Source organism: Bradyrhizobium sp. 87, assembly GCF_023073015.1.
GTDB lineage: Bacteria > Pseudomonadota > Alphaproteobacteria > Rhizobiales > Xanthobacteraceae > Bradyrhizobium > Bradyrhizobium canariense_D.
The window spans coordinates 1-26,692 of the sequence record NZ_JADPIQ010000018.1; the positions used below are offsets into that span (position 1 = coordinate 1).

General features: G+C 56.3%; 23 protein-coding genes and 1 pseudogene. 9 read left to right on the plus strand and 15 right to left on the minus strand.

The features are described 5' to 3' along the window. Positions 1–278: 278 nt before the first annotated feature. Positions 279–650: pseudogene (locus tag IVB50_RS03500) on the minus strand (transposase); the annotation flags it as partial. 1,176 nt (positions 651–1,826) lie between these two features. Between IVB50_RS03500 and IVB50_RS03505 the strand changes: the two are divergent. The 3 genes from IVB50_RS03505 to gmd all read left to right on the plus strand — a co-directional run bounded on the left by IVB50_RS03505 (position 1,827) and on the right by gmd (position 4,260). Next, complete coding sequence (locus IVB50_RS03505; RefSeq protein ID WP_247294371.1) at positions 1,827–2,234, plus strand: hypothetical protein; 408 nt, start codon at positions 1,827–1,829, stop codon at positions 2,232–2,234. 199 nt (positions 2,235–2,433) lie between these two features. After that, entirely contained in the window at positions 2,434–2,976 is a 543-nt protein-coding gene (locus IVB50_RS03510; protein WP_247294707.1) for a transglutaminase-like cysteine peptidase, read from the plus strand. Positions 2,977–3,168: 192 nt separating this feature from the next. Next, complete coding sequence (gene gmd, locus IVB50_RS03515) at positions 3,169–4,260, plus strand: GDP-mannose 4,6-dehydratase (RefSeq protein ID WP_247294373.1); 1,092 nt, start codon at positions 3,169–3,171, stop codon at positions 4,258–4,260. Positions 4,261–4,334: 74 nt separating this feature from the next. On the opposite strand, the gene IVB50_RS03520 is transcribed toward gmd, so the two are convergent. From IVB50_RS03520 to IVB50_RS03540, 5 genes are all read right to left on the minus strand, one after another. After that, positions 4,335–5,321, minus strand: a complete 987-nt coding sequence (locus tag IVB50_RS03520; RefSeq protein WP_247294384.1) for an NAD-dependent epimerase/dehydratase family protein — start codon at positions 5,319–5,321, stop codon at positions 4,335–4,337. A gap of 15 nt (positions 5,322–5,336) precedes the next feature. Further along, positions 5,337–6,533, minus strand: a complete 1,197-nt coding sequence (locus IVB50_RS03525) for a glycosyltransferase family 4 protein (RefSeq protein ID WP_247294386.1) — start codon at positions 6,531–6,533, stop codon at positions 5,337–5,339. Between the two features lie 29 nt (positions 6,534–6,562). After that, positions 6,563–7,537 (minus strand): GDP-L-fucose synthase, encoded by a 975-nt coding sequence (locus tag IVB50_RS03530; RefSeq protein WP_247294388.1) that lies wholly within the window; start codon positions 7,535–7,537, stop codon positions 6,563–6,565. Positions 7,538–7,809: 272 nt separating this feature from the next. Further along, complete coding sequence (locus tag IVB50_RS03535; protein ID WP_247294405.1) at positions 7,810–8,082, minus strand: hypothetical protein; 273 nt, start codon at positions 8,080–8,082, stop codon at positions 7,810–7,812. A gap of 204 nt (positions 8,083–8,286) precedes the next feature. Further along, positions 8,287–9,198: an ABC transporter substrate-binding protein gene (locus IVB50_RS03540; protein ID WP_247294407.1), complete on the minus strand. Its 912-nt coding sequence runs from the start codon at positions 9,196–9,198 to the stop codon at positions 8,287–8,289. A 438-nt stretch (positions 9,199–9,636) separates the two neighbouring features. Here IVB50_RS03540 and IVB50_RS03545 point away from each other — a divergent pair, with 438 nt between their 5' ends. The 5 genes from IVB50_RS03545 to IVB50_RS03565 all read left to right on the plus strand — a co-directional run bounded on the left by IVB50_RS03545 (position 9,637) and on the right by IVB50_RS03565 (position 15,409). Then, positions 9,637–11,031: an undecaprenyl-phosphate glucose phosphotransferase gene (locus tag IVB50_RS03545; protein ID WP_247294409.1), complete on the plus strand. Its 1,395-nt coding sequence runs from the start codon at positions 9,637–9,639 to the stop codon at positions 11,029–11,031. 39 nt (positions 11,032–11,070) lie between these two features. Continuing rightward, complete coding sequence (locus IVB50_RS42635; protein WP_346283351.1) at positions 11,071–12,195, plus strand: glycosyltransferase family 4 protein; 1,125 nt, start codon at positions 11,071–11,073, stop codon at positions 12,193–12,195. 146 nt (positions 12,196–12,341) lie between these two features. Continuing rightward, complete coding sequence (locus tag IVB50_RS03555) at positions 12,342–13,538, plus strand: hypothetical protein (protein WP_247294411.1); 1,197 nt, start codon at positions 12,342–12,344, stop codon at positions 13,536–13,538. 58 nt (positions 13,539–13,596) lie between these two features. Further along, positions 13,597–14,865, plus strand: coding sequence for a glycosyltransferase (locus IVB50_RS03560; RefSeq protein WP_256464948.1), 1,269 nt, complete (start codon positions 13,597–13,599; stop codon positions 14,863–14,865). Then, positions 14,843–15,409: a putative colanic acid biosynthesis acetyltransferase gene (locus IVB50_RS03565; RefSeq protein ID WP_247294417.1), complete on the plus strand. Its 567-nt coding sequence runs from the start codon at positions 14,843–14,845 to the stop codon at positions 15,407–15,409. Before IVB50_RS03560 ends, IVB50_RS03565 begins: the two co-directional genes overlap by 23 nt. Before the next feature lie 18 nt (positions 15,410–15,427). Here IVB50_RS03565 and IVB50_RS03570 read toward each other — a convergent pair whose 3' ends face one another. The 9 genes from IVB50_RS03570 to IVB50_RS03610 form a co-directional block, all read right to left on the minus strand. Next, positions 15,428–16,297, minus strand: a complete 870-nt coding sequence (locus tag IVB50_RS03570; RefSeq protein ID WP_247294436.1) for a family 16 glycosylhydrolase — start codon at positions 16,295–16,297, stop codon at positions 15,428–15,430. A gap of 14 nt (positions 16,298–16,311) precedes the next feature. Beyond that, positions 16,312–17,700 carry a hypothetical protein gene (locus IVB50_RS03575; RefSeq protein ID WP_247294454.1) on the minus strand — a complete coding sequence of 463 codons (1,389 nt, stop codon included), beginning with the start codon at positions 17,698–17,700 and terminating at the stop codon, positions 16,312–16,314. A gap of 233 nt (positions 17,701–17,933) precedes the next feature. Beyond that, positions 17,934–18,335, minus strand: a complete 402-nt coding sequence (locus tag IVB50_RS03580; RefSeq protein WP_247294457.1) for a hypothetical protein — start codon at positions 18,333–18,335, stop codon at positions 17,934–17,936. Beyond that, complete coding sequence (locus tag IVB50_RS03585; protein WP_247294474.1) at positions 18,326–18,997, minus strand: hypothetical protein; 672 nt, start codon at positions 18,995–18,997, stop codon at positions 18,326–18,328. Before IVB50_RS03585 ends, IVB50_RS03580 begins: the two co-directional genes overlap by 10 nt. Positions 18,998–19,079: 82 nt before the next feature. Next, positions 19,080–21,335 carry a polysaccharide biosynthesis tyrosine autokinase gene (locus tag IVB50_RS03590; protein WP_247294488.1) on the minus strand — a complete coding sequence of 752 codons (2,256 nt, stop codon included), beginning with the start codon at positions 21,333–21,335 and terminating at the stop codon, positions 19,080–19,082. A gap of 279 nt (positions 21,336–21,614) precedes the next feature. After that, positions 21,615–22,238 carry a hypothetical protein gene (locus tag IVB50_RS03595; protein WP_247294492.1) on the minus strand — a complete coding sequence of 208 codons (624 nt, stop codon included), beginning with the start codon at positions 22,236–22,238 and terminating at the stop codon, positions 21,615–21,617. A gap of 137 nt (positions 22,239–22,375) precedes the next feature. Beyond that, on the minus strand, positions 22,376–23,878 hold the full coding sequence (locus IVB50_RS03600) for an O-antigen ligase family protein (RefSeq protein WP_247294495.1): 1,503 nt from the start codon (positions 23,876–23,878) through the stop codon (positions 22,376–22,378). A 27-nt stretch (positions 23,879–23,905) separates the two neighbouring features. Then, complete coding sequence (locus tag IVB50_RS03605) at positions 23,906–24,487, minus strand: hypothetical protein (RefSeq protein WP_247294509.1); 582 nt, start codon at positions 24,485–24,487, stop codon at positions 23,906–23,908. 157 nt (positions 24,488–24,644) lie between these two features. Then, a complete protein-coding gene (locus IVB50_RS03610) occupies positions 24,645–25,847 on the minus strand; it encodes a polysaccharide biosynthesis/export family protein (protein WP_247294511.1) in 1,203 nt (400 codons plus the stop codon). 278 nt (positions 25,848–26,125) lie between these two features. On the opposite strand from IVB50_RS03610, the gene IVB50_RS03615 reads away from it, so the two are divergent. After that, positions 26,126–26,644, plus strand: a complete 519-nt coding sequence (locus tag IVB50_RS03615; RefSeq protein ID WP_247294513.1) for a hypothetical protein — start codon at positions 26,126–26,128, stop codon at positions 26,642–26,644. Positions 26,645–26,692: the final 48 nt, after the last annotated feature.

Below are 26,692 nucleotides of genomic sequence, written 5' to 3' on the forward strand. Positions count from 1 at the left end.
CCGTCACCGGCGGAAACAACCTTCACCGAGATCATAATCCCGATGGTGGGGGCAGTTCTACATGACGCAAAGGGGGCAGTTCCGGATGGCGTTTGACACCCGGGCCCGCACTCGCGATCGTACTGGCAAGACCCAAGAGGGCGCGGCAGCGCGAGAAGCGCCAAAAAGAGCAGCTATTTCGTTGAGGGCTGCTCTGCTGGGCAAGGGCTTTAACGAGGCAGAGTACCAGCGCGTCTTCAGATCGATGGAACAAGATCACTTGGATGCGCTGATGGTACGCGATGAAGCATCAGACAGCTCTGTTGCTCGTTCGTCTTGGTCGGCACGAACCGCATGTTGGGCCTTGTGACCGCCTCGCAAATAGCCTCCGCGTCGGTGCTGTCGTTCTTCTGCCGCTTGACGTAGGGCTTCACATAGGCCGGAGGCGTCAGACGCACCGTATGCCCCAACGCCTGCAGCTCGCGGGACCAATGGTGCGATGAAGCGCAAGCCTCGATCCCAACTAGACACGGCGGCAACTTCTCAAAGAAGGACAGCACGAAGCGGCGCTTGAGCTGACGGCGTATGATCACTTGGCCGGCTGCATCGACCCCATGCACTTGAAAGACCGACTTCGCGATATCCAGACCAATCGTTGAAACTGACTGCATAGTTTGCTCCTCCGAATCGTGGGAGCCTTAAACGGCGCCCAGTCTTTGGCACTCTCGTGCCCGTGGAGGAGCCGTCCACAGCATCAGAAGCGGGAATGCCAAAGAGCTCCCTGCTCAAGCCGCACCTCGCAAGAACCGATGACGTTCACTCCTTCAGGGCAGCAAAAAGCCCGCAACAATACGCGGGCTTTGGTCGCAGGACAGAAAATCGTTAGCTTTCGTCGTTCTGCCAAAAGCTCAGCGATGGTTTGACCACGACCACGAGGCCGGCAAGGGCGAGAAAGGCGACGGCGACGAACGTGATTGCGATCTCTTCCATGAAGTCTCCTGAGACGCCCTTGCGGAGGATGCAGGTGCGTTGCGGCGGGATCGTGGCTCCAAGGTGAACTTAGCGTGCCGTTTACCAACCATTGCGTGACCGCCACTCCCGTCAACCTAGGCCCGATCTCGCAGTTCTATTCGTCGACCCACCAGGTAAGCGACGGATAAATGACCAGCAAGCTGACGAGGGCCAGCGATCCGGCCAGTAGCGTCCCTATGATCAAAGCGCCTATCATGGATTATATTATAAGCACATTAAATTTTGACGCAATTAAATTATTTAATTGGTTGTTTCCCCTTCGATGGACTGGAGTCCGCTGCGGCCAAAAGTGTCGGTCGGGCGCTCGGTTGCGAACTGCCGGGCTGCCCTATGAACAGACATATAGCTGCACCGCATTAACAGACGCCATGGACTACCAGCAGACGTCGCTTGCGGGCTGAACCAACCAGATCGCGCACCGAGGCGCAGCCTCTGCCTTTACAGATTGAAGTACAACATAGAGACTAGAACCGTCGAAAATACACCTAGCCCTATTATGGCAACTTTAAAAACCAGGTCGGCTGCCAAGTGCACCTCCCTCAGTTTGCAAATCAGTTAGAAGCATACGCCTTACTTCCGCGCCTGCAATCCGGGAAAGGAAAGCCATTCATCAATATGGGCGGCGATATCGCACGTGGGCCTTCGTCAAAAGGTCTTCACGTTCCGCGCCCGGAGGCAGGTGCCCTGCCTTTTCCCTTGCCCCTAGCTTCCTCGAGGAGTCGTTGGCCTAGCGTCCTATCTGTTTGAACCGGTGGCGTTTCATAAACGTCCTCCCGATGTGATATCTGCTACTTAAACGCTCTCAGAGTCGCGCAGTGCGTTACGGCTATCGCGTGGTGCGGCATAGACTTCTGAATACTTGCCGTCAAAAAGCAATCGAGATGACGCTGCGGCGTATTGATGTCGCCGGCATTGCGCTGGACTTTCAGGATGTAGCTGAAATCTACACGATCGATAACGCACGGGACTGGCAGCTAGATCCTTCTGCTGCGCTCGATATCGAGGCCCGCCTGCGATCGTACGGCTTCGATCAGCATGAGATCAGCATGGAAGTCTATGTTCAAGCGCGCGATATCCTCGTGCTGTTTGAATCGCCCCTGAACGGAGCACAGCTTCGACGCCTAATGATGCTGAAGGAGATTAACAACTTTCGGCGCTCAAAAATGGCTGATCTTGCCAATCCTGCGGAGCGCAAAGGTTGGCCAAGCGGCGTCAAGCTCTAGCGAAAAGGTCTTCCTGACGAGACCTTGCCTCGACTTCATCCGGCAACGATCTTATGGTCCAGATTGCCCAGCGCACTGCTCCACAATTGAGCATGAGTTGGCTCACAATTGTCATAGCACCTCCACTGCAACCCAATATAGTTCGTTCAAGCAATCAGGAATGATCAGGCGAATTTCAATGATCAGACATGCTCTCCGCATGCTGGCCACGTATTGTGTTTGCAGCCAGCCAGCTTATTCAAGCTACGAATCTCAAGCAGTGGCTCCGCCGCTGTCATTCTCACAATTCTGCGTCCAGTATCCGGAGGACTGCCAACGCCACGACGATCGCAGAATCAGAGACTTCCGCTCCTCAATTCAGCGTTGGCGAGAACTCGCTGAGATCAATTCGACGGTGAATTTCGGCATAGCGCCAAAGGATCTGCTCGCAAGCCGGCGTGACGCGGAATGGCAGATATTTCCTTCCGAGGGCAATTGCGGCGACTATGCCGTTACCAAGCGCCATCTATTGCTTCGATCGGGTTGGCCCAGCTCGGTTCTTCTTCTCGCAGAGGTCATCATTCGGGCAACCGGAGAGCACCACCTTATACTTCTTGTGCGCGAGGGAAGAGCGGTCCTTGTACTCGACAATCTAAGTCCGGTAATCACGCCGCTCGTGGATGCCCTGGACCGATACATCCTCGTGCGGTCGGAACCGGGAACTGATCCCCAGCATTGGACGCGCGAAGTTGGCGCTTTCTAGCAGGAATTCGAAGCACATGCCTCGCGAGTATCCTTCACGTTGGCAAGCAGGCGCAGAGTAACCATAACGCAGATTCCGGAGCATCCCGATGGGACCGAGTAGGCCGTTAATCTAGGCTTGATTTTTGCTCGGTTTCACTCTCCCTAATGAAGTCAATTTCGTGTAAGCACAAATCTTCATTTTGGGATTGATATGACAAAGAACCGAGCACTGATTACGGGCGTCACCGGCCAGGACGGCGCCTATTTGGCTGAACTTCTTTTGCAGAAGGGGTACGAGGTCCACGGCATCAAGCGTCGAACCTCCCTTTTCAATACCGACCGCATTGACCATCTGTATCTCGATCCACACGAGCCCAATCCGCCCTTCCGGCTTCACTATGGCGATCTCACGGATTCCTCGAGCTTGATCCGCATCGTCGGCCAAGTGCAGCCGGACGAGATCTACAATCTCGCGGCGCAGAGCCATGTTGCGGTTTCCTTCGAGGAACCCGAGTACACGGCGAATTCCGACGGCCTTGGCACGTTGCGCATCCTTGAAGCGATGCGCATTACAGGCTTGGAGAGGAAGGCGCGCTTCTACCAGGCCTCAACGTCTGAACTCTACGGTTTGGTTCAGGAGATCCCCCAAAAGGAGACCACGCCTTTTTATCCGCGCTCCCCGTATGCGGTTGCCAAGCTCTACGCCTATTGGATCACGGTCAATTACCGTGAAGCCTACGGCATGTACGCCTGCAACGGCATTCTGTTTAACCACGAATCTCCTGTCCGCGGCGAGACCTTCGTGACCCGAAAGATCACGCGCGCCTTGGCACGGATTCATTTAGGTCTGCAGGAACGGCTTTATCTCGGCAATCTCGATGCGTTGCGCGATTGGGGACACGCACGCGACTATGTTGAGATGCAGTGGCTGATGCTGCAGCAGGAAAAGCCGGAAGATTTCGTCATCGCAACGGGCGTTCAACATTCGGTGCGAGACTTCGTCAACGTCGCGGCGAGCGAAGTCGGCATGAAGATCCGATGGGAAGGCTCCGGCGTCGACGAGAAGGGCTACAATGTTGCAAACGCAAAATGCGTGGTCTCGGTTGATCCGCGTTATTTCCGGCCGACTGAGGTCGCCACTTTGCTTGGAGATCCGTCCAAGGCGAAGGAAAAGCTTGGCTGGCAGCCGCAAACCTCTTTCGAGAGTCTTGTGGGCGAGATGATGAAAGAAGACCTTGAATCTGCAAAGCGAGATGAACTCATCAAGCAGCACGGCTTTAGGTATTTCCCACGTCATGAATAGGCAATAATAGAAAGAAGCGGCGGTCACCCTTGTGACCGCCGCTTGCGAGCCTGCCGAACCGTTTGCCTAGAATTCTACTCGAACCGCCCCAGCGCGGAAGATGAGCGCCAATCTTGGAGAGCGCTCACAAGATCGAACCTCCTTACAAAACCAGTTTCTTGAAGTTTTCGCGGCACTATGTTTGTCGACCGAAACAACTTCATCACGCGAGCTCGATTAACAGAAGTTTTGATGCCGATCTTCGAAAGCACTTCGAAGAGAAGTCCCGCAAGAAGGATCAGCTGCAACGGTATCGTGCCTACGGGCTTAGGTAAGTGCGCCGCATCCCGAAATGCGGCGCAAATTCCTTCAGTCGTAACTGGCTCATCAAACGCAAAATTGTAAGTAATAAGCTTCTCATCGCTCCTTAGCGCGAATTCAAACGACGCAACGAGGTCTTTGACGTAGCCACAGGCCTTCTTCGTATCCCGCCTGCCGGGATAGAAAAATGTTCCTCTTTCCAGAGTTCTAGCTAATCGCGTAAAATTACCCCGCTCCTGAAAGCCAAAAACGACAGCAGGCCGAACAATAACAAGCTTCCGATCAACGCCCTCGCGCTGCCAGACTTCGTGTACCCGCTCAGCCAAGAGCTTCGATTTGCCGTATGCGCTCTCGGGATTTGGTTGGCACAACTCCGAGACTTCCTCTTCACTTGGCCCGTATATCGATATCGAGCTAGTGAAAAGCAAAGCACTGACACCAGCCCGACGGGCATAATCAGTTACGTTCAAGGCACCAGAAACATTTGTCCAATAGTACTCCCAATCGTCGTGACCTGGAGTTACGTGGACGGCCGCGAGATTATAGATATCCGTCACGTCAGGAACGAACTCAGGAGGAATCGGATATCGGACGTCACAATGGACATACTCGACCCCAACCGTCTCGAATCTTGGATGAGGCGCGATATCGGCGCTTACCACCCTCGAATAGTCACCAGACTCAATGAGGGCTCGAACTAGATGCGACCCAATAAATCCGTGTCCCCCGAAAACAACAGCAATTCGTTTGTCAATTTTCATAACAACCTTCTAAGGTCATGCCTTTTCAATCACCGATAAGTATTGACCCATAATAGCCTGCTTGTTCATGCAATCGGCCACGAAAGACTGACCGTTTTGCCCCTTTGCTTCCAATTCCTCCCTGCTGTCGATGAGAGTAACAACGCTCTCAAACAATGCGGTTTCATCGCCAGGGGAAACGCATATCCCTGCCTTGGAACGTTCGGTCAAAACATCCAGGGGACTACTTGGCTCTGCGATACAAACATAAGGACGCCCAGCCGCCATGATCGAAAATAGCTTCGACGGCAACGCATAATTCGCAACATCAAGCGCTTGCGGGACCATATGGAGGCTGGCCGCCTGCAAGCTTTCCGTGAACTTCTCGCTGCTTGCCAGCGGCAAAAAGATCGCATCAGCAATGCCGGCGTCCTGAAACAGCCGAGCAATGCGCTGCTTTTCCGAGCCGTCTCCCTGCATGACCACTCTCACGTCACCACGCTCAACCGACAGCCGCTTGATCAAAGGCAAAAGCTGATCGAGGTTCTGCTTTTTTCCAAAATTTCCAGAGTACATCAAAACTGGCGGCGAATGCGGCATCGGCGCCTCCCGTGAAGGAGTCGCCCAAATTGAAATCACAGAAATCGGCTTCTTACAGCCAAGCTTCTGAAGTTCACTTTTCATGCCGTCGGTCAAGACAACGATCTGGTCGGACCGATTGAGCGCGAATCGCTCGACCACCTGCATTAGCGAAATCAATAGCGGACTGGTGGCGATCTTGAGAGAACGAGCCAAACCGCTCTCAATATCGTGCACAACCGTAACGATCTTTGCTCCTGAAAGCAGCTTGATTACTAACGCTCCGAACACCGTTAGAATGCTGGGCACGTAAGCGACCACTATGTCAGTGGCTCCAAATTGGCGGCGAACAGCCCGGTTGAGCACACCAAGCAGAAAGCGAAAGTCGTTCTTTACTCGCTCTTTGAAGCCTCCCGCACCTCGCTCGCTTACAGGAATGCGAGATATTTTTATCTCGTGCAGACTCTCCTCGTCCCGCCCACCGTCAAGCCAGTCGCCGAACTTTTCAACTGTTGGGTAGTGTGGGCGGAAAGCGACCACACGAACTTTAAATCCGTGTTCCTGGAGCCAAATCGCAAGCTCCGTGCAATATGGCGCAGATCCGATCTCTTCAGGCCAAAAATACGGGGAAAGATAGAGGATATTCTTGATCACTTGCATATCTCTTCTGAACGGGCAGAGCTCTAAGCTTGGACGCCAACACGCATGTTCCGTCCACCCATCTCGAGAAAATCTGCATAAGCAACAGCCAGCCCAACCGACAAGGGGGTCTTTGGCGCCCACCCAAGTTCGCGAACGCGGGAACTGTCGAGGAGCTTGCGCGGCGTGCCGTCGGGCTTGGACGCATCGAAAATCAATTTACCTTCGTAGCCGACAACATCAGCTACAGCCGCTGCGAAGTCTGCGATCGACAATTCGTCTCCGCTACCGACGTTTATCGGCAGGTCACTCGAATAATTCTTCAGAAGAAAAACGCACGCGTCCGCAAAGTCTTCGACGTTGAGAAATTCACGAAGCGGCGTACCGGTGCCCCATACGGCGACACTGGGTGCTTTTGCGAGCTTGGCTTCGTGGAAGCGCCGGATCAGTGCCGCCGGAACGTGACTATGATCCGGATGATAATTGTCGCCACGGCCATAGAGATTGGTCGGCATCACCGAAATGAAGTCATCGCCATATTGCCGACGAAAGGCTTGGCACATCTTGAGGCCGGCGATCTTCGCGATAGCGTACCACTCGTTGGTCGGCTCAAGCGGCCCAGTCAGTAATTCGCTTTCGGCGATCGGCTGCTTGGCGTGTTTGGGATAGATGCAGGACGAGCCAAGGAACAGTAGGCGCTGCACGCCAACCATGTGACTTGCGCGGATCACGCTCAATTCCAGCGCCAGGTTGTCGCAGAGAAAATCGACCGGGAGATTGTTGTTGGCTGCGATACCGCCAACCTTTGCGGCGGCGTGAACCACCACCTCTGGACGATTGGCCTCGAGCCATTTCAGCGTTGGCTCTTCCCTTGTGAGGTCCAGCTCACGCCGGTCGGCCGTCAGGACAGTGCAGTTCTCTGACGCAAGCCTGCGGACGACGGCTGATCCGACCATGCCGCGGTGACCCGCGACGAAGACACGTTTGCCCGTGAGATCGTAGGTTGAAACCCCTGCCATCGTATCCTCTACCAGCGTCCGGCTTGGCCGGATCATCCGGCGGCCGCCGCGCTACGCATCACGCTGCCGATGCAGCCCCGGCAATCTGGTAACACAATCTTCACCATGCGATAGCCTGTCCCGGTCTGACAAAGATATTCATGGTGAACCTGCGCTGCGCGCACAAAAGGTCAGCACACAATGAAACAAGAACGAGCAAGGCAGCCGCATCGGCTGTGCGGCTGCCTTTAGACATCATCGAAAAACGGCAGACGCCGCCTGTTAGGTAATCCTCAGTACGCCCGGCGCAGGACAGGACCGAGAGGCGCGCAGACCCGATCCATATACCAGCCATAGGGCGTCTCGACCCGCACCAGCGGGCAACGGCGCCACGGCGCATACCGATACGGATAAGGCTGCGCCCAGAAGGTGATAGGCGTCACCTGGCCCTCACCCGTAAGCAAGGCCGCAGGTGCCGGCATCTGCATCGCGGCGCTCGCTCCGCTCGCCGCGGAAAAGCTAACAGTTGCGGCCAAAAGACCCGCTCGCGTCAACGTCTTAAACATCCCAAAAAGCTCCTTGCCCCTGCGGATTTGATCCCCGAGTCGCTTGTCAGCCCCCAGCCGACCAACGTCACGATGCATAAGCCACTCCGCGATTGGCCCAAATAGTGAACCGACTGTACCAAGGCCACCGGCGGAAATGCAACTAATGCCGGGCGGCCGAGGGACTTTGGGGACGACATGGCGCACAACTGTGGCTTCTGGGCCTTATTTTTCCTCGCTCCAGGCGCCTGGGGCGGCAAGTTGGGGTGAACGGCGGTACACATCCCGAAGGAACTGGTAGTTGACCGTCTGAGCAAGCGGTACGTCTTCCTCCCCTACCTTGGCAAAGAGGAGGATATCCCGGAGCGTCCGCCAGCGGCTTTCGTCATACTCACCGATACGGCCGCCCGCCGGAAGCACCAGCGAGCGCTGCTGCTGCAGTTCGAATTTCACGCGCTGGGGATTTAGACTTGCCGGTCCGGTACCAGCGAGAATAGGCACGCTCCGTGCATAGTCCGCATAGACGAACTGCCATCCTCGAATGAGGCCCTGAAGGACGTCGGCAATCATGGATGGTTGTTCATGGACGAGACTATTGCTCGCGAAGTAAACCAAGCCAAGAACATGGATACCGTAGTCTTGCGGCTTAATGACATTCAACTTGATGCTATTCGAGCCGGCGGGATCTGGTTGCTCGTCGATTGCTGCAATGATTGCATCCACCTCCCCGGCCCTGAGAGCCTCGAAACTGTCGCGGTCGGCCACCTTCGTGATCTGGCTTCGAGGCAGTCCGAGCTGCGCCATCGTGGCATCGAACACGACATCACCCTCACTCGCCCTGCGGTATCCAATACGTTTTCCGACCAGATCGACCGGCCGCCGCAGACCCGAGCTTTCGAGAGTAAAAATCGCGATGGAAGTATCAAGGAAGCTTGCTGCAAACGCCGTCACGGGAACACCGCGCCAGGTTGCCAGCAGGAACTTTTGGCCGCTGGTCACGCCGATGGCATGTTGACGTGCAATGGTTTGGACGAAGTCAGGGTCGGGTTGAACCGCCAGCTCCGTGCGGGAGGAGAAATAACCCTGCCTGGATGCAGCGAGCTCGCCGGCAAAGCGTGCGCCATACGGTCCATCCAAGAGGAGCTTGACCGCTGCGCCCGAGGCCCTCGGGGATCGTACGGGGGTTACATCGGCGCGAAGAAGGAGAAGAGCGGCTCCCGCCAATGCTGCAGCAGCAAGGCCAATGGCGAGGTAGCGCTTTCCCCTCGGCCGGGTCCGCCGCCGGGACTGGGTTCGAAGCAAGGAGATCTCCCTAACGGATTGTGAATTTTAACATATCAGTCGAGGCGAGATGGACTACAATGCAGCTTATGGAGTAACGTTAATTTTTCCTTCGCCTTGTTTTGACAGCGATTTTGACCGATAGCACGATATGTTCCGATAATGAATTTTGAGCCAGTGGTTGGCAGAATGACAATTTTATCGACTCGACCGGTGCCGGTAGCTGATTCTGCGGCGGAAGTTCTTGTGGTTGAGCCAGCAGTCGCGGCTTCTACAGGTTTTGCACCGAGTTGGATGCGGCCTTTGGTTGTGGAACGGCTAGTAGCGGCCGCAGATGCGGCGCTGATCGTGATCAGCGGGATCGGCTGCGCGGTCGGCTATCTCCTGGCGAGCGCGGGAGTCGTCGGCAAGGCTGACGTCTATGCGGGGGCGAGCGTTCTGGTCGCCGTCAATTTCATCCTTCTGATGACCGTACAGCACGGCTACCGTCTCAAGACGATCACCAACCTGTCGCGCACGTTCCGGATGACGCTGGCGACGTGGACCGGCTTGTTCGGCGCGCTGCTGGCGATCGCCTTCACGATGAAGATCAGCGAGGAGTTCTCCCGCGGCGCCGCGATCTCGTTTTATCTCGTTGGGCTCACCCTCCTGCTCGCCTGGAAGACGGTGGCCGCGCGCTGGATCGCGCGGGCCCTGCGCACCGGCGCCTTCGCCAACGGACGGGCGATCATGATCGCAGAGTTCGGTCTTGCGGCTTCCTCCAACGCGATCGACGACCTCGGCCAGCACGGCTACCGCCTGATGCGTGTGATGGAGATCCCCGCCAAGGACCTCGCTTCGCCGCTGCTGCTATCCTCGCAGGCGCCGCGCTTCGAAGAGATGGTTTCTTACGCGCGCGAGAACCGGGTCGAGCACGTTTTCCTCCTGATGAATTGGAGCCGGCAGCACGCGATCGACAGCATCCTCGACGCGCTGAAGATCCTGCCACTCCCGGTGCACCTTGTGCCGGACGCAAATACCGCGCGCTTCCTGCGCTACCCGCTTGAAGGCACCGGCAATACCTTCACCGCCGAGCTGCGCCGTGCGCCTTTGTCCTGGAAGGAGCGCGCGCTGAAGCGCGCGCTGGACCTCGTCGGCGCCAGCCTCGCACTTTTCGTGTTCGCGCCGGTGATGCTGGTAACCGCGATCCTGATCAAATTGACCTCGAAGGGCCCGGTGTTTTTCCGCCAGACCCGCCACGGCTTCGGCGGTCGCGCGTTCAAAATTTTCAAGTTCCGCACTATGTGTGTGCTGGAGGACGGCCCGACCATCGTGCAGGCGCAGATGAACGACCCGCGAATCACCGCGATCGGCAAGTGGCTGCGCAAGACCTCGATCGACGAGCTGCCGCAGATCCTCAACGTCCTCAAGGGCGAGATGTCGCTGGTCGGCCCCCGCCCGCACGCGGCCGCCCACAACACCGAATATGAGCAGATCATTGGTAACTACGCCTTCCGCCACCACGTCAAGCCAGGCATCACGGGCTGGGCCCAGGTTAATGGTTACCGCGGAGAAACCCGCACGCTCGAGCTCATGCAGAAGCGCGTGGAGCATGACCTATGGTACATCAATAATTGGAGCTTAATGCTCGACTTAGCGATCTTAATGAGAACCGCTCTAGTTAGCGTTCGACCTACTAACGCGCACTAGTAACAACGCAAACATCTAGGAACGGCAACTGACCGTCGAATGTCCCCAGATATTGAAACAAGTCCGCGAATTGTCTTCGCCGCGCTCGAAACATTTTCGCTCGTCGGAGGCCTCCAAAACTTTAATCGGCGCGTCATTGCTAATCTTTCGGCGCGCACACTCGAGAAGCAGCTCCCGAAGCCGCGTATCCTCCTGCTCCGTGACCGCGATTCGGTACCTGCCGACCTCTCATTTATAGCTAAAGGATATTCAAGCCGATGGTCGTACCTTGTGCGATCGGTCGTGGCGTCCTTGAGTGCTGACATATTTATTATTGGGCACGTGAACCTTCTGCCATTGGCAGCAATGATCCGCTGTGTCCGTTGGAAGCTACCGATCTTGCTCTTCGTGCATGGAGACGAGGTTTGGAATGACCCCTCGCAACGAAAGAAGCGATGGTACGAGAGTTTCCTAATCCATGCTGTCAATAGAATAGCGTCGGTGAGTAACTACACTGCGAGAGTAATGTCTCGAGAGTTTGGGGTTCCAACAGAGAAATTTTCCTTGCTTCCGAATGCGGTTGATCCAATTGCGCCTCTTCCGCCACGCACCGCGGGCCCGCCGACAGTTCTCACCGTAACGAGGTTAGATCGCAGGGATCGCGACAAAAATGTGACTCAAATGATCGATGCGATCGGGATTCTGAAAAGCAGGGTTCCGAATGTGCGATACGAAATCGTCGGAGCCGGTAGTCTGCTGGACGAGCTTCGAGCAAGAGCTGAGGAGAGAGGCCTTTCAGATACCGTTGTATTCCACGGACGCGTAAGCCCTGCCCATCTCGACGAGGCGTATCGGCGCGCCACTGTATTTGCATTGCCTTCTTCTAAGGAGGGCTTCGGGATTGTGTACTTGGAGGCTTGGCTAAGAGAGCTACCCGTAATTTGCAGTTGTTTTGGAGCATCTCACGAGATCGTTTCCGACCAAGAGGACGGATTTGTGGTGGACTCGCGATCTCCAGAGGAGATCGCTGAGCGGCTCTTTCAACTCTTGTCCGCCCCCCCGTTGGCGCAAAAATTTGGCGAAAGCGGACGCAGAAAGGTCGAGAAGATGTATTTGAACCGCTCATTTCGGAAAAATCTCGATCGGCTTGTTGATGACACAATTGGTCAGTCCGTGAAAACATGAGTTTGTCCGGACAAGTTGCCTACCACCGTCTCGCATCCACATTTGGAGCCCAGATATACAATCAAATAGTCACCGTGGGCGTTCAGCTAATACTGGTGCCGATCCTCTTGTACTGCTGGGGCGCCGAGCAGTATGGAGTCTGGCTATTGCTATCCGCGATTCCAACCTATTTCACGTTCGCTGACTTCGGCTTCACTATGGCCGCTAAAAACGTGATGACTATAAAGGTTGCGGCCGGAGATATACGTGGAGCTTTGGTCATCTATCAGAGCATTTTCCTCCTCTTAGGCATAATCGTAGTGACGATTTTGCTTCTTCTCCTGCTCTTACTTTCAACGATTCCCCTAGGGGAATTCTTCGTGCTTGGACCCGTTACTGAGCAAGCTGGCAAGTCCGTTCTATTTCTTCTCGCATCAAATGTTCTACTTACTCAGTACTTTCTCTTGATGGCCGGCGGCTTGCGATGCATCGGAAGGACGACGGAGGAGGTGGTCTGGGGCGCCTCAGCTAGATTGATGGAAGGAGCGATCACCGCGTTGGCTGCTTCGTTTAGTCGAGACATCGTCGTAGCCGGCATAGCAATTGTCGTCATCCGCCTCACATTCAATTTCGCGACCTGGGCACGCCTTAAATTTCTTGAACGGCGCCTTGTTATGGGCTGGCGATTTGCTTCCTTCGAAGAAGCGAAGCGGCTGTTCCATCCATCTTTAAGCTTCATGCTCGTGTCTCTCGGTCAGGCCCTAACCATACAAGGACCTGTTCTCATCCTTGGCGTGGTGGGAACCCCCTTTCAAGTAGTTGTCTTCTCGACCACGAGAACGTTAGCGCGGCTCGGCACGGCCGCTGCGAATATGATCAACTTCGCCTTGACGCCGGAATATTCCAGGCTATTCGGCCTGCAACAACTTAGACAGTTCGCGAGGCTCACGCGAATTCATCTTAGGATTACTGTAGTGCTCTGCGCCGGCTATTTCATATTTCTTGGCACGGCTGGCGATTGGATTATCGCCTTCTGGACAGGAGGCAAGGTCATGGTGGACAAAGGATTCTTTATCGCCATGCTTCTTGCGGTTACTGCCGAAATGATTTGGAGTGCCGAATTGATGCCTCTTGCATCAATCAACCGACACACCACTGTGTCGCGAGCTTTTTCGAGCCTCAGCGTTATTGGACTAATTTTATCATACCTGGCAGGCCAGCGATACGGCAACCTGATCGCAATTGTCGCTCCGTTACTAGCGATACATTCAGCGCTGGCGATCTTCGCAGCGATCCAGCTTCGAACTTTCTGGCATACCCATCTACTCGGAGACGAAGCTCAACCGCCACCCAGCGCCCAATAACAGAGCTCCCGCCTCCGAGGACCGCATTCGAAGACTGCTACTTGGGAGATCAGCTCTAATGCATGAATCCGCCCCGCGGAGTTTCTCCGCGACCACAAACAGGAATAAGCAGTTGAAAATTCTCCATCTAATCCCAACGGTTGATCCTAAGTATGGAGGACCAATCGAGGGAATCCTATCGTCAGCCCCCTTGTTAGCGGCCCTCGGACATCAACGATCGGTCGCGTGCTTGGATCATCCGACGGACCCCTGGATTGCCAGCTTTCCCCTCGACGTTTTCCCGCTGGGCACTCGGCCTACCGCACGTCGTAAGCTGTTGCGACGTTGGCTGCCATGGGTGCGCTATGATTTTTCCAACGAGCTTATCCCTTGGCTAAAGGAGCACGCGCGCGAATTCGACATTATTGTTGTAAACGGCTTGTGGAATTACATCGATCTCGCGGCTCGGTCCGCGCTCTCAAGATCTGACGTACCTTATTTTGTTTTTACACATGGCATGTTGGATCCGTGGTTTAAAAAAACCTATCCTATAAAGCACTTTTTTAAGCAGATGGTTTGGTGGTTCTCAGAAGGGCCGCTTTTAGCGCGGGCAGAGAATGTCATATTCACGTGCGACGAAGAGCGCTTGCTCGCTAGAAATGCTTTCTGGCCATACCGGGTACGCGAAGCCGTAATTCGTTACGGAACGATCTACACCGAGGGTAATGTTGCTCAACAAACAGCAGCTTTCTATGAAAAGGTGCCCTCCGTAAAAGATCGCAAGTTTCTTCTTTTTCTAAGTCGAATTCATCCAAAGAAAGGATGTGATCTTCTCATTAAGGCTTTTGCCAAAACTGCCCACAAGGACCCCAATTTGGATTTGCTGATGGCAGGACCGGATGACGTGAATTGGACACCCGAACTGATAGCCCTTTCAGAATCTCTCGGAATTCGAACCCGCATTCATTGGCCCGGGATGCTCAGGGGAGATGAGAAATGGGGAGCTTTTCATGCTAGTGAAATGTTCATATTGCCCTCGCATCAAGAGAACTTTGGAATTGCCGTCGCTGAAGCACTCGCTTGCGCCAAGCCGGTTCTAATTTCAGATAAGATCAACATCTGGCGAGAGATCGATGCGCAAGGAGCCGGGCTCGTCGCCGAAGATAACCTGGTCGGGACAATATCTTTGATTGATCGCTTCTTAGAAATGACTCCTGATGCAAAATCAAAGATGACCAAAGCGGCGCGCGCGACGTTCCTGATGCACTTTGATATGACCACCAATATTCATCAGTTCATTGAAATACTTGAAGGGAGCAAGAGGAATGCTTCTGAATGCCAGCAGTAGCAAGCCAATGGAAGGTGGACCGAGCTTCTCGCTCGGTAATCGCGCTTTTCGGGTGCTTTGGATGCTCGCTTGGGCGTCCTTGGCGCGTTGGACACCAGCGCCTCTCCATAGATGGAGGCGACTTGTCTTGATCCTGTTTGGAGCAAAAATAGCGAAGACGGCCCGCGTTTATTCCTCGGTGGACGTATGGTATCCGCCCAACCTTGAGGTTGAAGAGCATTCAACTATAGGGCCGAGAGTGATCTGCTACTCGCAGGATCGAATTGTGATCGGCAAGCGTGTAATCATATCCCAGGGAAGCCATCTCTGTACAGGTAGCCACGATATCAACGACGCAAACTTTCAGCTTATAACAAAACCAATTGTGATTTCTGATAATGCCTGGATCGCCGCTGAGTGCTTCGTCGGTCCCGGCGTCAATGTTGGCGAGGGCGCAGTCCTCGGAGCGAGAGGGGTCGCTTTTCGAGATCTGAATTCATGGACTGTATACACTGGCAATCCAGCCCAGGCGATAAAGAACCGTCGGTTTAGGAACGAGGCGTGAAATCCAAAAAGACTTCCACTACGGAAGTTGCTGCCAGGATCTCACATAATCTACCTTGTAGACGGAGGGCAACGAAGACGGAGCTGGAAGTCCACAACCATGCTCATGAACTTCGCTGTCGAGGACCATATGCATAGGGGAATGCCACGAGGTGTTGTCAGCTCGATGGACAAGCACACCATCGACGAAGAACTCCAACTGGCTAGGCGTCCAATTGAACCCAAAAACGTGAAAATCGTCTGCAAGGTCAAAGGGGCTAATCCAGCGCGCTTCTGATGCCTTATCTTCCTTAAGTCCAGGCAGCTGATAAACGTGTAATGTCATCTGATAATTGTTCACAGCGTCATTCCTATTCTTGCACATTTCAAATACGTCAACTTCGATTTGCTCATGATCGTATTTTTCATAGAACCAGAATGAACTCAGTGCGGCCGCTCGCATCGGCTTGGCCCGCACCTCGAAATATCCATACAGTACCGGCGTGACACTCTTAACAATCCCCGTTGACCACTTACCATAGCCTTCATTGGCGAGAGCTGCCGGAGGCTCCCGAAGCTGGCATGTAATGTTCAGACAGCCTGCTTCCACAGAGACATTCTCGGGCGAAAAGAACGATGGCTTCATGCCATTCCACGAATCCGTCGGAGACCATTTTGTATGATCTAAAGTTTCTCCATTAAACTCATCACTAAACGAGGGCAGTGTTCTCCATTTGCCGATATTTGATTGATCGGACAAAGGAAGTTCATCAGTTTCCCTAGGCGGCAACGCACCCAGCGCTCCAATCCTAAGGAATTTAGTTGCGCCAATTGCGTGCCCTTGAAAAGCAAGCCCGCCCAGCGCCGTAAGGGCCCCACGACGAGTTATCGAGTACGGTCGGTAGGCCATCGCTCGTTCCATAGCTACACCTTCAGCTTAAGCGGCGATCGACGCAAGCGTAGCAGATCGGTTCGATTGGTTGGGCCTGAAGAGTCAAATCGATCGCCACCAACGGCTGTGGCGGCACCACGAGCGCGACTCTTAATGAGGATACAGAAACAAATTAGAGAAAAGTAGATGAAGTGCTGGGGCTCGTGCGGGACCTCCAATTGAGAATTCACAGCCGAAAGAGCCAGGAGCCCGAATGATATACTCACACAGAAGACTCGCAGCCTAGAATCTTCCGATCGAAAGGCTACTAGCAACGGCTGTAGCATGAACGCCACGATAAGCAGAAAGTAGGGAATGCCGTACTTCGCCGCACTTCGCAAGCCACTCTCGATTACTCCACCCGCCTCATCTTCGCGCAATCCAGAGGTCGAATAGAGGTTTATCCCGAATCGTATAACCGGGTCGTCATGACCGACACCAAACCACGGATGATCAGTTATGACTTTCGTCAGCATGTTGGTCAGAAGTGCGCGTCCTGCGGTAAGGTCGTTGTTGGAATAGCGGGCAAGATCGACCCCTTGGATATTTACCCTCAAGTAAAGAAGAACGTTGTCAAAGTTCTGCGGATCAAGAAAATACGCCGCTACAGGCGGCAGAAGGCAAAGGTAAATCACATTCTTCCATACCTTGTTCAAGCTAAGCGTCTCTGTAGCGGCAACGACGAAAGCTATGCTGATTAGCAAATACGCAGCTGTTGCTTTTGCTGCCCATAGGCAAACCAACGATATTGCGATGGCAACGACGCGCGCGGCGAGCGATACACAAGCGACGTTCGAAAGTGCAATTATCAAAATGATAAATGCCAAGTCGATGAGAATGCTGTGCCCAGTCTTGTAGGTAAGCAGCCGAAGTCTTGTTCCGGCGGTTAGATCCTGGATCGGATTTTCGATATTCATGAAAGTAGACAGAAAAATCGAGACCACAAAATAAAAGAATATATTTGCCAATAGCAACCACAGCAGGAGCCGAAAGAACTCCGCTCGGCTTGATTGGGCCCTCGCGATTCTAGTCATCAAGTACAACGCAAGGATTTCCACAAATCCGACGGCAACCAGATTGAGGACATTTTGCACCCGATCGGCATATATCGCCACCAGGAGGCCCATCAGTAAAAACTTTGCTTTGAGGACGTTCGGGACATTGATGCGCGAGATAGACCTCAAGCGAATCGAACGAAAAGTCGCCAACAAAAGAACCACGCCGAGGACGGCGTAGATCGATGGCCAATAAATGAAATACAGTATTGGAAAAACAGTAATAAGCGCCAGCCAAAGAAGCACTTCTCGCCGTGGTCCGGAGGGACGTGCCCTTGCGCCTCTAGGCCCCAGCGCAGCATAGGACCTCGCGTCCGTGTAGCTCATGTACTTTAGCTCCGATGGCCAGATGCTCGATTTCCCAACTAGGAGAGCACCAGACGAGCACCGCCAAATCGAGCGGCTTCAAATGCGAAAGCGAATCGAAGTACGCTGGTAGACTTGCACCCAGCCATCTTCCGAGGGTCTTCCTCGCCAGATCGTTTTGCAAACACGGTTTTCATTGCGTCACGCCAACTAGCGAAACTCAGTTCTCATTCCCGAAAACGCGTTTTCTCCAGCTACTTTTGCAAAACGGAGTAGCGGAAGAACCTAACCTTGTTCGCGGATCCGAGTATCGTATCAACGCGCTTGAAGCCGTCTACCGTGACTGAATTGCACCGATCGGAGCCTAGATAGCAAATCTTCGCCTCGATCTTTCGAGGACAATTGTTCTTTACGCTAATGACGTGATCGACGAGATCCGGATTGATCGCGTGTGTACGTGCGGCCGCTTCAACATCAAGGCACGGTCGTCCAAGGGCATCGCGAATGATGCGCGATTGCGCTTCCGCAGCAGCCCCTTGCATGGTGAGTCTTGGAGCACGTTCGGGGACCGACTGCGCAAAACATCCAGCGTGGAGCAATGCCAATGCTGTCAGCACGCACGTGGCCCGGGTGATAGTTCTTGCGATCAATGCCATGGCCTCTCGTCTATCTCCACGCCAGGCACATTGACCTTCAGACCCTCACGTAACAATATCTTTGCAAACGCCTCTCGCGGAATCGTGTCCACGTCCGTAAGGCTCCTCAGCAGCTGTTCTCTCCGAGCCCACCCAACTCCCATCAAATTTAGTGCGGCGACTTCGGTAAAATTGCTATCGACCATGTGGGCGAATTCTGCCATCACTTGGATTTGCACTGCCTCGTCCAATCGCGCAAAAGCGCTAAGTGCAAGCTTATTGCGTCGGAGGGAAATCCAGCCTTCCAAGGGCCCGGCTGCGTAGGATTGATCCAGAAATCGGGTCGTCCTCGCCTCCAAGCCATTGCGCTCCAATTCGACAGAGTACAGCATCAGCCACAGGAAGGCGTCGGTCGGTGCCATACAAAGCGCGCTCCTCACCTTGTTCTTGCCGGCTTCCATCGCGAGGTCGGCGGCATCAGAGCCCGCCCGTGGCATGGCCACCTCGGCAATACGAAACGTAATAACGGCCTCCATTCGCAGGAATTCAGGGTGCATAATGTGCTGTTCGGTGGCATGCATGCGCGACAGGATTTCGACGAGAGCTTCGGACTTAAAGCGTTCATCGCCAATGATGCGCGCGACAATATCGTGCAGAGGCACGGTCAAAGAGAATGAGGGCATGCTACTCGATGACCATACCAGGCCCGCAAACCCAAGTGCTAGCATCAACCCACGCACCCACGCTCTTTGCACCGTGGGATTCCTATTCCACATAGCCGTAACGTGCGTAATACTTCTGATAATAATAACGACCGTGATAGGACTCATAGCGCGCGAGAAGCTTCGTGTCGGCTTTGTTCAGCACGATGCCCAGCAGCTTATCCTGTATCTCCGGCGCGTTGCGCAAATTGTGCTTGACGACATCGATCTTAGTCTTGCCCCACTCCACCACAAAAAGATACGAATCCACGTAATTTGAGGTGACGCGCACATCCACCACCGGCGCCATCGGTGGCATGTCAAGCACAATGTAATCATATTTTGTACGCAGCAGGGCAATAAGATCGCGCATCGCCTTTGACGCGAGCACCTCGTTGGTATGCAGCAGCTTCGAGGTATTGCCAGCAGGTAGGATTGCGAGCTTAGTCTGCGGATCGATCATAACAACGTCTTCGAGATTGGAACGTTGCGCGACCACGTCGACAACACCGGCCTGAGCATCCGGCAGCAGGGCACGCGAGAGCGAGGGGTTGCGCAGATCCGCGTCGATCAGGATAACCCGAGCGCCGCCATGAGCGATCAGCTGAGCAAGGTTGGTCGAGAGCGTGCTCTTGCCCTCGTTTGGTAGGGTCGATGTCACGGCGAGCACCCGATTCTCGCGCACAATGGAGTTGAGATCTACCGCCACCTTCAACGAGCGCACCGCCTCTGAGAAGCGCGACAGCGGATTGTCGACGACATAGCGCAGAAAGTCCGGGCCGGGATTTCTTTTCTGACGACCGAGCTTGCTGGGCACGGTGGGTGCGGACGGTTGAGGCCCAAGCGCCGGAAGGATCGCGATGCAGTTAGCGCCGAGTTGCTCCTCGACCTGCCCCGTGGTCCGGAACACCTTGTCGGAGAGCTCGCGGGCCATGGCGGTACCGAAACCGATCATCATGCCGCCGAGCAACGCGGCCCCGAGGATGATCAGCGACTTCGGCGCGCTCTTGATCAACGGCGTCGTCGCAGCGCTAATCACGCGCGCTTCGGTAATCGGGAACGATTGCTGCTGGACACTCTCCATGTAGCGTTGGAGAAAGTTGTCGTACATGGCCTGGTAGCTCTGCGCGGTGCTATCGAGTTCGCGGAGCTGGATCTGCGCCTGGCTTGTTAATTGCGATTCCGAGACGACGTTGGCAAGGCTCGACTTGATGGCCTCCTCGCGTGTCATCGCGATGTCGTAGTCGCTCTTGTATGACTCCTGGATGCGCCTCAGCTCGTCGATGATGTTCTTCTTGATCTCGGCCATCTGGCGGCGAAGATTGACCGCGGCGAGGTGATCCGAGCCGTATTTCATCGCCCAGATCGATTCCTTGGAGGCCATGTCGACATATTGCCCGCGCAGCTTGACGATGGTCTCGTTCTTCAGGGCATCGGCGACGCTGGCGTCCGGAATCTCCTGCTTGAGGATGTCGTTGATGCGGTCCATCCGCGCCTTGGCCTCGGCAGTCCCTGCATGCGCCATCACTAGCTGACTATTGACTTCGGCGAGCTGCTGCTCGTTCATCAGCCGGCCGCCACTGTCGACGATATTGTTGGCGATCTTGAAATCCACCACCGATTTTTGTGCGGCGGAGGCCTGGGTGCGCAGCTCCTTGATACGATCCTGCAGCCAAACGCTGGCGCGACGGGTGGCCTGATACTTCGCCTCGAGCTGATCAACAATGTACGCGTCGGCGATGGCGTTGGCGACGTGCGCGGCCTTCTGCGGATCGCGCGAGGTGAAGCCGATCTCCATGACATATGTGAGGCCGAGACGTTTGATGGTGCGGTTGCTTGCGAAACGCTCCAGCGCCTTGCGGGTCAGCTCGAATTCCGAGGACGCTTGGCCGGAGGAGAACAAGCTAGAGATTGAGCCGGCGATCGCGCCGACTAGGCCGGCGCCGCTGCCGGTAAACTCCGGATCCTCCGTGAGGTGGAGGTCGCGGATCACGGCGAGGCTGATGTTCTCGGATTTTAGGATCTCGACCTGGGTTTCGATGGTTGCCGAATCGACCGCGATGTCACCGAGCACCGACTGCTGCTGAAACAGCTGCACTTTGCGGGTGTCGATCACCATCGCGGCGGTTGAGGTGAACAGCGGCGCGGCAGTGAAGAGATAGAGCAGCGCCAGGATCACGCAAGCCGACACGATCGCGATGATGGTCGGGAACTGACGCCTGATAATGTCGAGATAGGAGGTCAGCGTCTGGGACGGAGAACCGTCAGCCTCGGCGAAATCACGGTTGATTTCCGAGGTCGGCTTGTTCACCTGCAACATCCGGCAATTCCTGAAATGGAAAGATTTTGTTAAGAATTGGTGGTCTGCCAACAGCTCCGCGGCATCTCGAAGCGAACTTGATCTGCAAACCTCGCGTCGAAGGGAAGCCTAGCACAATGCCGGCTGCAATTGAACGTTGTTGATGCGGCGCAACGTACCGCTGGGCTGGGATCTTGTGGGAAGCTTAATGGCAAAAAGCAAAGCGGCGCGATGAAGCGCCGCTTTGACTGGATCGCGAATAAGGCAGCCGGGAGGCTTGTGGCCTCCGGGCAAATACGGTCAGCGGTCGCTGATACGATTGGCGGCGTTGGTGGTGCCGCTCACGCCGCCCGAGGCGCCGCCACTGACCTGCGTCGCGTAGTGCAGGCCGCCGAACGTGCTGGTGGTGCCGCCCTGTCCGCCGTTCGCAAAACCGCCCGCTCCCGTGGGACCGCCCGCGCCGGAGCCGCCGCCGCCTGCACCACCGCCGGCCGCCGCGATCGCGACGTCGCCGGTTGCGGCCTGGTAGGCTGCGATCACGTCGGGGTTGTTGGTGCCGGCGATCGCCGCCTGGATCTCAGTGGCGAAAGCCTGGTCGGCCACCGCCGCCATGCGGGCGAGTTGGGCGAGGCCGGCGGTGATCGCGCGGATCTGGTCCTTGGTGGTCGCGGGGTCCTTGAGGAGCGCGATCAGGGCCGGAAGCGTGGTCGGATCAGACGCGCCGAGGTCGCGCACGCGCGAGATCAGCTGCGCACCGGCCGGAAATTGCGTCAACAGCGTGCCTGGTGTCGCCTTGAACTCGGAAATGACCGTGGCCGGCAGCTGGCGCTGCGGCGGATAGACGGCGGCGCTCGCGGCGCTCGAAATCGTCGCGGCCAGGGCCGCGGCCGCAGCCATGCGAAGCGCAATCTTGATAACGCTCATAATAAACCTCCAAAAAACGGCTGCCCACTTTACGTCTCGGCCCGGGCAAGTGGCTGTGTCGTGTCGGAACCTAGCGGAAGAGCAAATCGCTGTCCACTTATTCTAAAGACTTCGTAAATGGCGCAACTGCTTCAAAACTAGACAGTTTTGTGAAGCGCGCGGGCGCGGCGCAGGCCCCGCGCAGAGCCGGTCCGGCGCCCCTGCTGGTCCGGTGCGGCGATCGCCTCGCCTTGCTGTCGCGCCGCCTCGGTCGAGCGGAACGATTGCGAAAGGCCAGCGCCGAAAAGCGCAAAGAACGGAATGGAATAACCGGGGATCTGGAGCGTGAAGTCCAGGCAGGAATGCAGCAGCGACAGGCTCGCGGTCGCCGCCGCCGCCAGCGGGATGATGGCGTCCCGCCGCCTTGCGAACACGCCGCGGCCCAGGATGACGAACATGACCGCCCATCCGGCCGCCACCAAAAGCGCCATGGGGATGCCGACGTCGGAGGCGAGCTCCAGCGGCGTGGAATGGGCGATATCCCAGATTCCGCGAATCGAGATGTTGGGGCTGCGGTAGGGCGGGAAGGCCCATTGAAAGGTGCCCATGCCGGTCCCGAACCAGGGATTGTCGGCGATGATCTTCAGCGTGGACTTCCAGGCCTCGATGCGGCCCTCGTCGACCAGGCCCTGGCTGTCGAACCGGCTGGAGACGCGGCCGCCGAGCAGCTGCATCAGGCCGAGCGCCACCACCAGGCCTGAGCCGAGCGAGATCCAAATTCCGGTCCGCGGCGGCAGATCCTTGCGCAGGAACACGGTGAACGAGGCGATCATCGCGAGCAGCGACAGGCTGACGCCGGCGCGCGAGCCGGTCATGAACATCGCCATCAGACAGATCAACAGCGCTCCGAGATGCGGCAGGATCTCGCGCGGGGGTATCTCGGCGACGTCGCGCCAAACGCGCCGCCACTCGATGTGCCGCTCTGCGAGACGCCGGCGGATCTTCTCAAGGATCAACAGCATCCAGAGCACCGCACAAGAGCCAAAATATGCGGCCGCCGTGTTGCGGTTGATGAAGGTGCCGGTGACGCTGCCCATATAGGCCGTCTTGTCCCGCCACAGGATCATGGTGGGCTCGATCAGGAACGAAGCGACGCCATAAAGCGCGTAAAGGCTGCCGGAGACGGCGATGACCCACAACATGCGTCGCGCGCGCTCGCGGTCAGCACCAACCGTGATCCCAAGCAGGATCGCAAGAATATTGGTGAGCGGCGCCCCCAGCGCGAAGAATGCCTCGTTCTTGACGATCGATGCCGAAGGGGCAATTGGCACGCCTAACAGATCCGACGCTTGCTTCCAGATCGGCTGGAACGGCGCGACCCATGGGTGGTCGGAGAGCTGTTCGTGCAGCACAAAAACGTATCCGGCGACGATGACTCCGACACCAGCGATCATCCACATGTGCGGCTTTCGCAAGTCCCGCGTGGGCGCGAAGATCACCGCGATCCCGAGGCAGAGACACCAAAACGCGATCGACAGATCATTGGTCGAGCCAAACGGAAACGGCGCGCCAGCCACCACGAAGAACAGGATGAAGGTCGCGGGCAAGCTCCACGACCAGCGAATTCTGAACCAGTCGATGTTGGGTAGCCAAAGGCGCATCGTTGTTCTTGCGTGCTTTGCTTGAACCTAGAGGAAGCAATCGATCGGATAGATCTTCAGATCCACATTCAAGCGGCTGATCCGGGTCTGCGCCCGGAAGCCGTAGAATAGCCCAACGTTATCACTCCCCTGATCGAGCTTTATTCCAGGGGTTAATTCGTCGGGTGGCACCAGATTGCCTATGTGGCGATTAATGCCGGATATCTCGATACGCCCCCCCTCCTCGCCGAAATGCCCGGCGAGTCGAGTGACCGTCACCTTGGGCAAGCCCCGCCGCTGATGGCAGACCTCCTCCTCCCATAGCTTTGTTTGTGGGACGAGAGGTTTGCCCGCTCCTTCAGGCACAACGATATCCGAGAAGGAGGGGTGCAGCATCCCGAAGAACCGGCTCTCCTTGGAATTCGCCGACAGGCGCACTGTGAATGAAACTTCCCCCTTGGCACCCCGAAGGCGCTGAAAGATCGGCGCGTCGGGCTCGGCAGAGACCACGACATCGATCCGGTGGCGTACTCCGAACTCCCCCGCCGCAGCGGCAGCCTGCTCGAGCAAAACAGGACCCCCGATGATGAGGGTCAGAAAACACCAGAATGCTCGTCGTCGAAAGCGCATGACGCCCCTCGCAACACTGCGGGGTGACCGATGATCGGCACGCCTTGCTCAGTGGTGCCTTGATCCATAACCCGAACTGCGTCGCCTTCGCTAAACGAAAATGGCACCGGGACAAAGCCCCGGTGCCATCGTTTCGCGGATCAGGTTGGCTACGGCCTTACGGCGCCAGCTTGATGTTGTTGCGGAAGATCAGGGCGTCGTTGGAGAGGTTCACGGCATCGCTGCCGGTCGCCATGATCACTCGCAGGAACTGCAGGAACTTGGCAGTTTCGACGTTGCGCGAGTTCGAGACATAGAGCACGTCGCCATTCTTCATCATGACCTTGGTGGCCAGGAAGAAGCCACCCGGATCGCGGAAGTTCACGTTGAAGATGACCGGGATCGTCTCAGAGGTGTACTTGCTGACGTCGATGCCAAGCTGGGCAGCAACCTCACGCGGCTCGCGGCGATAGAGATACACCGCAGCCGGATCGGCTTGACCATCCAAAAGGCCACCGGCCTTGCCGACCGCTTCGCCGAGGTTGATGCGCCAGGCGTCGAAGTTGAACTCGCCGCTCTGTCCGCTGGCACCGAACGCCAGGAACTTCTGCTGCTCGCGATAGACGTAGACGCTGTCGTCCGGACGAACATAGATATTGTTCTCCGGACTCATGACCAGATTCTCGAACGGCACGGTCGCCCGCTTGCCGGCACGCTCCAGCATGACCCAGGTCTCGAAGCCCTGGCCCTTGATGCCGCCAGCGCGGGTGATCGCGTCGAGCACCTTGTCCTTGGCACCCGCGGCACTCGCCGGATAACGCGCCGGCGCATTGACCTCGCCAAGAACGCTGATGAGCTGGGTCCGCTGCGAGGACATCGCAACCACGACCTGAGGCTCAATGGCGCGGTTGGAGATCTTCTCGACGATAGCGCGCTGAATTTGTACGGCAGTGAGACCGGCCGCCTTGACCTGACCGGCGTAGGGCACCGTGATGAAGCCGTCATTGTCGACCGACTGATCCGGAATGGTGACAAAGTTGCCCGGACGGACGCCGGCTTCCGCCGGGATGAACAGGCCGCCCGCGGCGGCTTCGAAGATGGTAACCGCAACAACGTCGCCGATGCCGAACACAATGCTGGCAGGCGGACGCCGGTCCGTGAACACCCCGGCCAGCCCCTTGGGCTCGTGGGTGTGCAGGATCTTCACCGTGGCCGGATTGAGCGGCACCAGCTCATAGGCCGGTGCATTCTCAGTCTGGATCTTGTTGTTAACGTCATCCGTTAACGGTCCGGAGCCTGGATTGGTGGAGCAGGCGCCAAGCGCCAGCGCCACGGCCAAAAACGCGGGCTTGAATAAATAGGTCTTAGCAAAGGAATGCATCAACGCGGCCCCAATCGTCCCAATTACCTCAAAGTGGTACGGGCTAGCGGACCGCGCGACAAGGGTTCCACGCCGAAACCGATGTTTACCGGCGCAATGAGTCCGCCGGTGTTGCGCCCGCGCCACTACTTCGGAACCCCGCTAACCCTTTGTGACTGTTTGTTGTAATTCGTGTGCCTGATCGATAGGCAACCGCTCAACCGGTGAGCGAGGCGTTCTCACCCCCGCGTATGTCTGGTATTGCTCCGGCCGTCTCATGAGGAGTTCCGGCGTTGCTCTTGTCGATTCTTTCCCTTGCACTGACAGGATGGTTGCTCGCCGGACCGGGATACGACCCCCCGGGGCGCCCTTTCATTGAGATCGCAAACCCATCCTCGATTTGGAAATTCGCCCGCGCCCAAGGCTCCAAAGAGGGCGAGAGCTTCGCTTCCATTTCCAAGACAGCCGAGACGATGCAGTCTGACCCGGAGTTCGCCGGCCTGATCGTCCGCTGCGCTCCCAAGGGCAAGATCGACGTGTTGGTCGCCTTGATCCGGCCCTTCCCGCCACGGAGCCACCCGCGAGTGACGATCTCCTCAACTGGCGGCGGTACCCAGACGTTCGAGGCCAGCATGGCGGCGGCCGGCGCTGCCGTCCTATTACCCGACGAAGTTTCTGCGTTCGCGGCCGGTAAGTGGCAGACGACGCCCTCGCTTTCCGTGGTGGTGAAGGAAAGTGACACCGAAATCAAAGGCGTGGTGGTCCTGAACGGGCTTCGCGAAGCCTATAATTCCCTGGCGGCCAGTTGCGGCCAATAGACAAAATTTAGCCATACGACTTAAGGGTCTTTTTAGGGTGGGGAACCT

What these genes read in the sequence shown, in the direction of transcription:
- IVB50_RS03510 (WP_247294707.1), top strand. Translation starts at nt 2,434, where the DNA reads ATGCTGGCCACGTATTGTGTTTGCAGCCAGCCAGCTTATTCAAGCTAC.
- gmd (WP_247294373.1), top strand. Translation starts at nt 3,169, where the DNA reads ATGACAAAGAACCGAGCACTGATTACGGGCGTCACCGGCCAGGACGGC.
- IVB50_RS03520 (WP_247294384.1), bottom strand. Translation starts at nt 5,321, where the DNA reads ATGAAAATTGACAAACGAATTGCTGTTGTTTTCGGGGGACACGGATTT.
- IVB50_RS03530 (WP_247294388.1), bottom strand. Translation starts at nt 7,537, where the DNA reads ATGGCAGGGGTTTCAACCTACGATCTCACGGGCAAACGTGTCTTCGTC.
- IVB50_RS03535 (WP_247294405.1), bottom strand. Translation starts at nt 8,082, where the DNA reads ATGTTTAAGACGTTGACGCGAGCGGGTCTTTTGGCCGCAACTGTTAGC.
- IVB50_RS03545 (WP_247294409.1), top strand. Translation starts at nt 9,637, where the DNA reads ATGCGGCCTTTGGTTGTGGAACGGCTAGTAGCGGCCGCAGATGCGGCG.
- IVB50_RS42635 (WP_346283351.1), top strand. Translation starts at nt 11,071, where the DNA reads ATGTCCCCAGATATTGAAACAAGTCCGCGAATTGTCTTCGCCGCGCTC.
- IVB50_RS03560 (WP_256464948.1), top strand. Translation starts at nt 13,597, where the DNA reads ATGCATGAATCCGCCCCGCGGAGTTTCTCCGCGACCACAAACAGGAAT.
- IVB50_RS03565 (WP_247294417.1), top strand. Translation starts at nt 14,843, where the DNA reads ATGCTTCTGAATGCCAGCAGTAGCAAGCCAATGGAAGGTGGACCGAGC.
- IVB50_RS03570 (WP_247294436.1), bottom strand. Translation starts at nt 16,297, where the DNA reads ATGGCCTACCGACCGTACTCGATAACTCGTCGTGGGGCCCTTACGGCG.
- IVB50_RS03575 (WP_247294454.1), bottom strand. Translation starts at nt 17,700, where the DNA reads ATGAGCTACACGGACGCGAGGTCCTATGCTGCGCTGGGGCCTAGAGGC.
- IVB50_RS03580 (WP_247294457.1), bottom strand. Translation starts at nt 18,335, where the DNA reads ATGGCATTGATCGCAAGAACTATCACCCGGGCCACGTGCGTGCTGACA.
- IVB50_RS03585 (WP_247294474.1), bottom strand. Translation starts at nt 18,997, where the DNA reads ATGCCCTCATTCTCTTTGACCGTGCCTCTGCACGATATTGTCGCGCGC.
- IVB50_RS03590 (WP_247294488.1), bottom strand. Translation starts at nt 21,335, where the DNA reads ATGTTGCAGGTGAACAAGCCGACCTCGGAAATCAACCGTGATTTCGCC.
- IVB50_RS03595 (WP_247294492.1), bottom strand. Translation starts at nt 22,238, where the DNA reads ATGAGCGTTATCAAGATTGCGCTTCGCATGGCTGCGGCCGCGGCCCTG.
- IVB50_RS03600 (WP_247294495.1), bottom strand. Translation starts at nt 23,878, where the DNA reads ATGCGCCTTTGGCTACCCAACATCGACTGGTTCAGAATTCGCTGGTCG.
- IVB50_RS03605 (WP_247294509.1), bottom strand. Translation starts at nt 24,487, where the DNA reads ATGCGCTTTCGACGACGAGCATTCTGGTGTTTTCTGACCCTCATCATC.
- IVB50_RS03610 (WP_247294511.1), bottom strand. Translation starts at nt 25,847, where the DNA reads ATGCATTCCTTTGCTAAGACCTATTTATTCAAGCCCGCGTTTTTGGCC.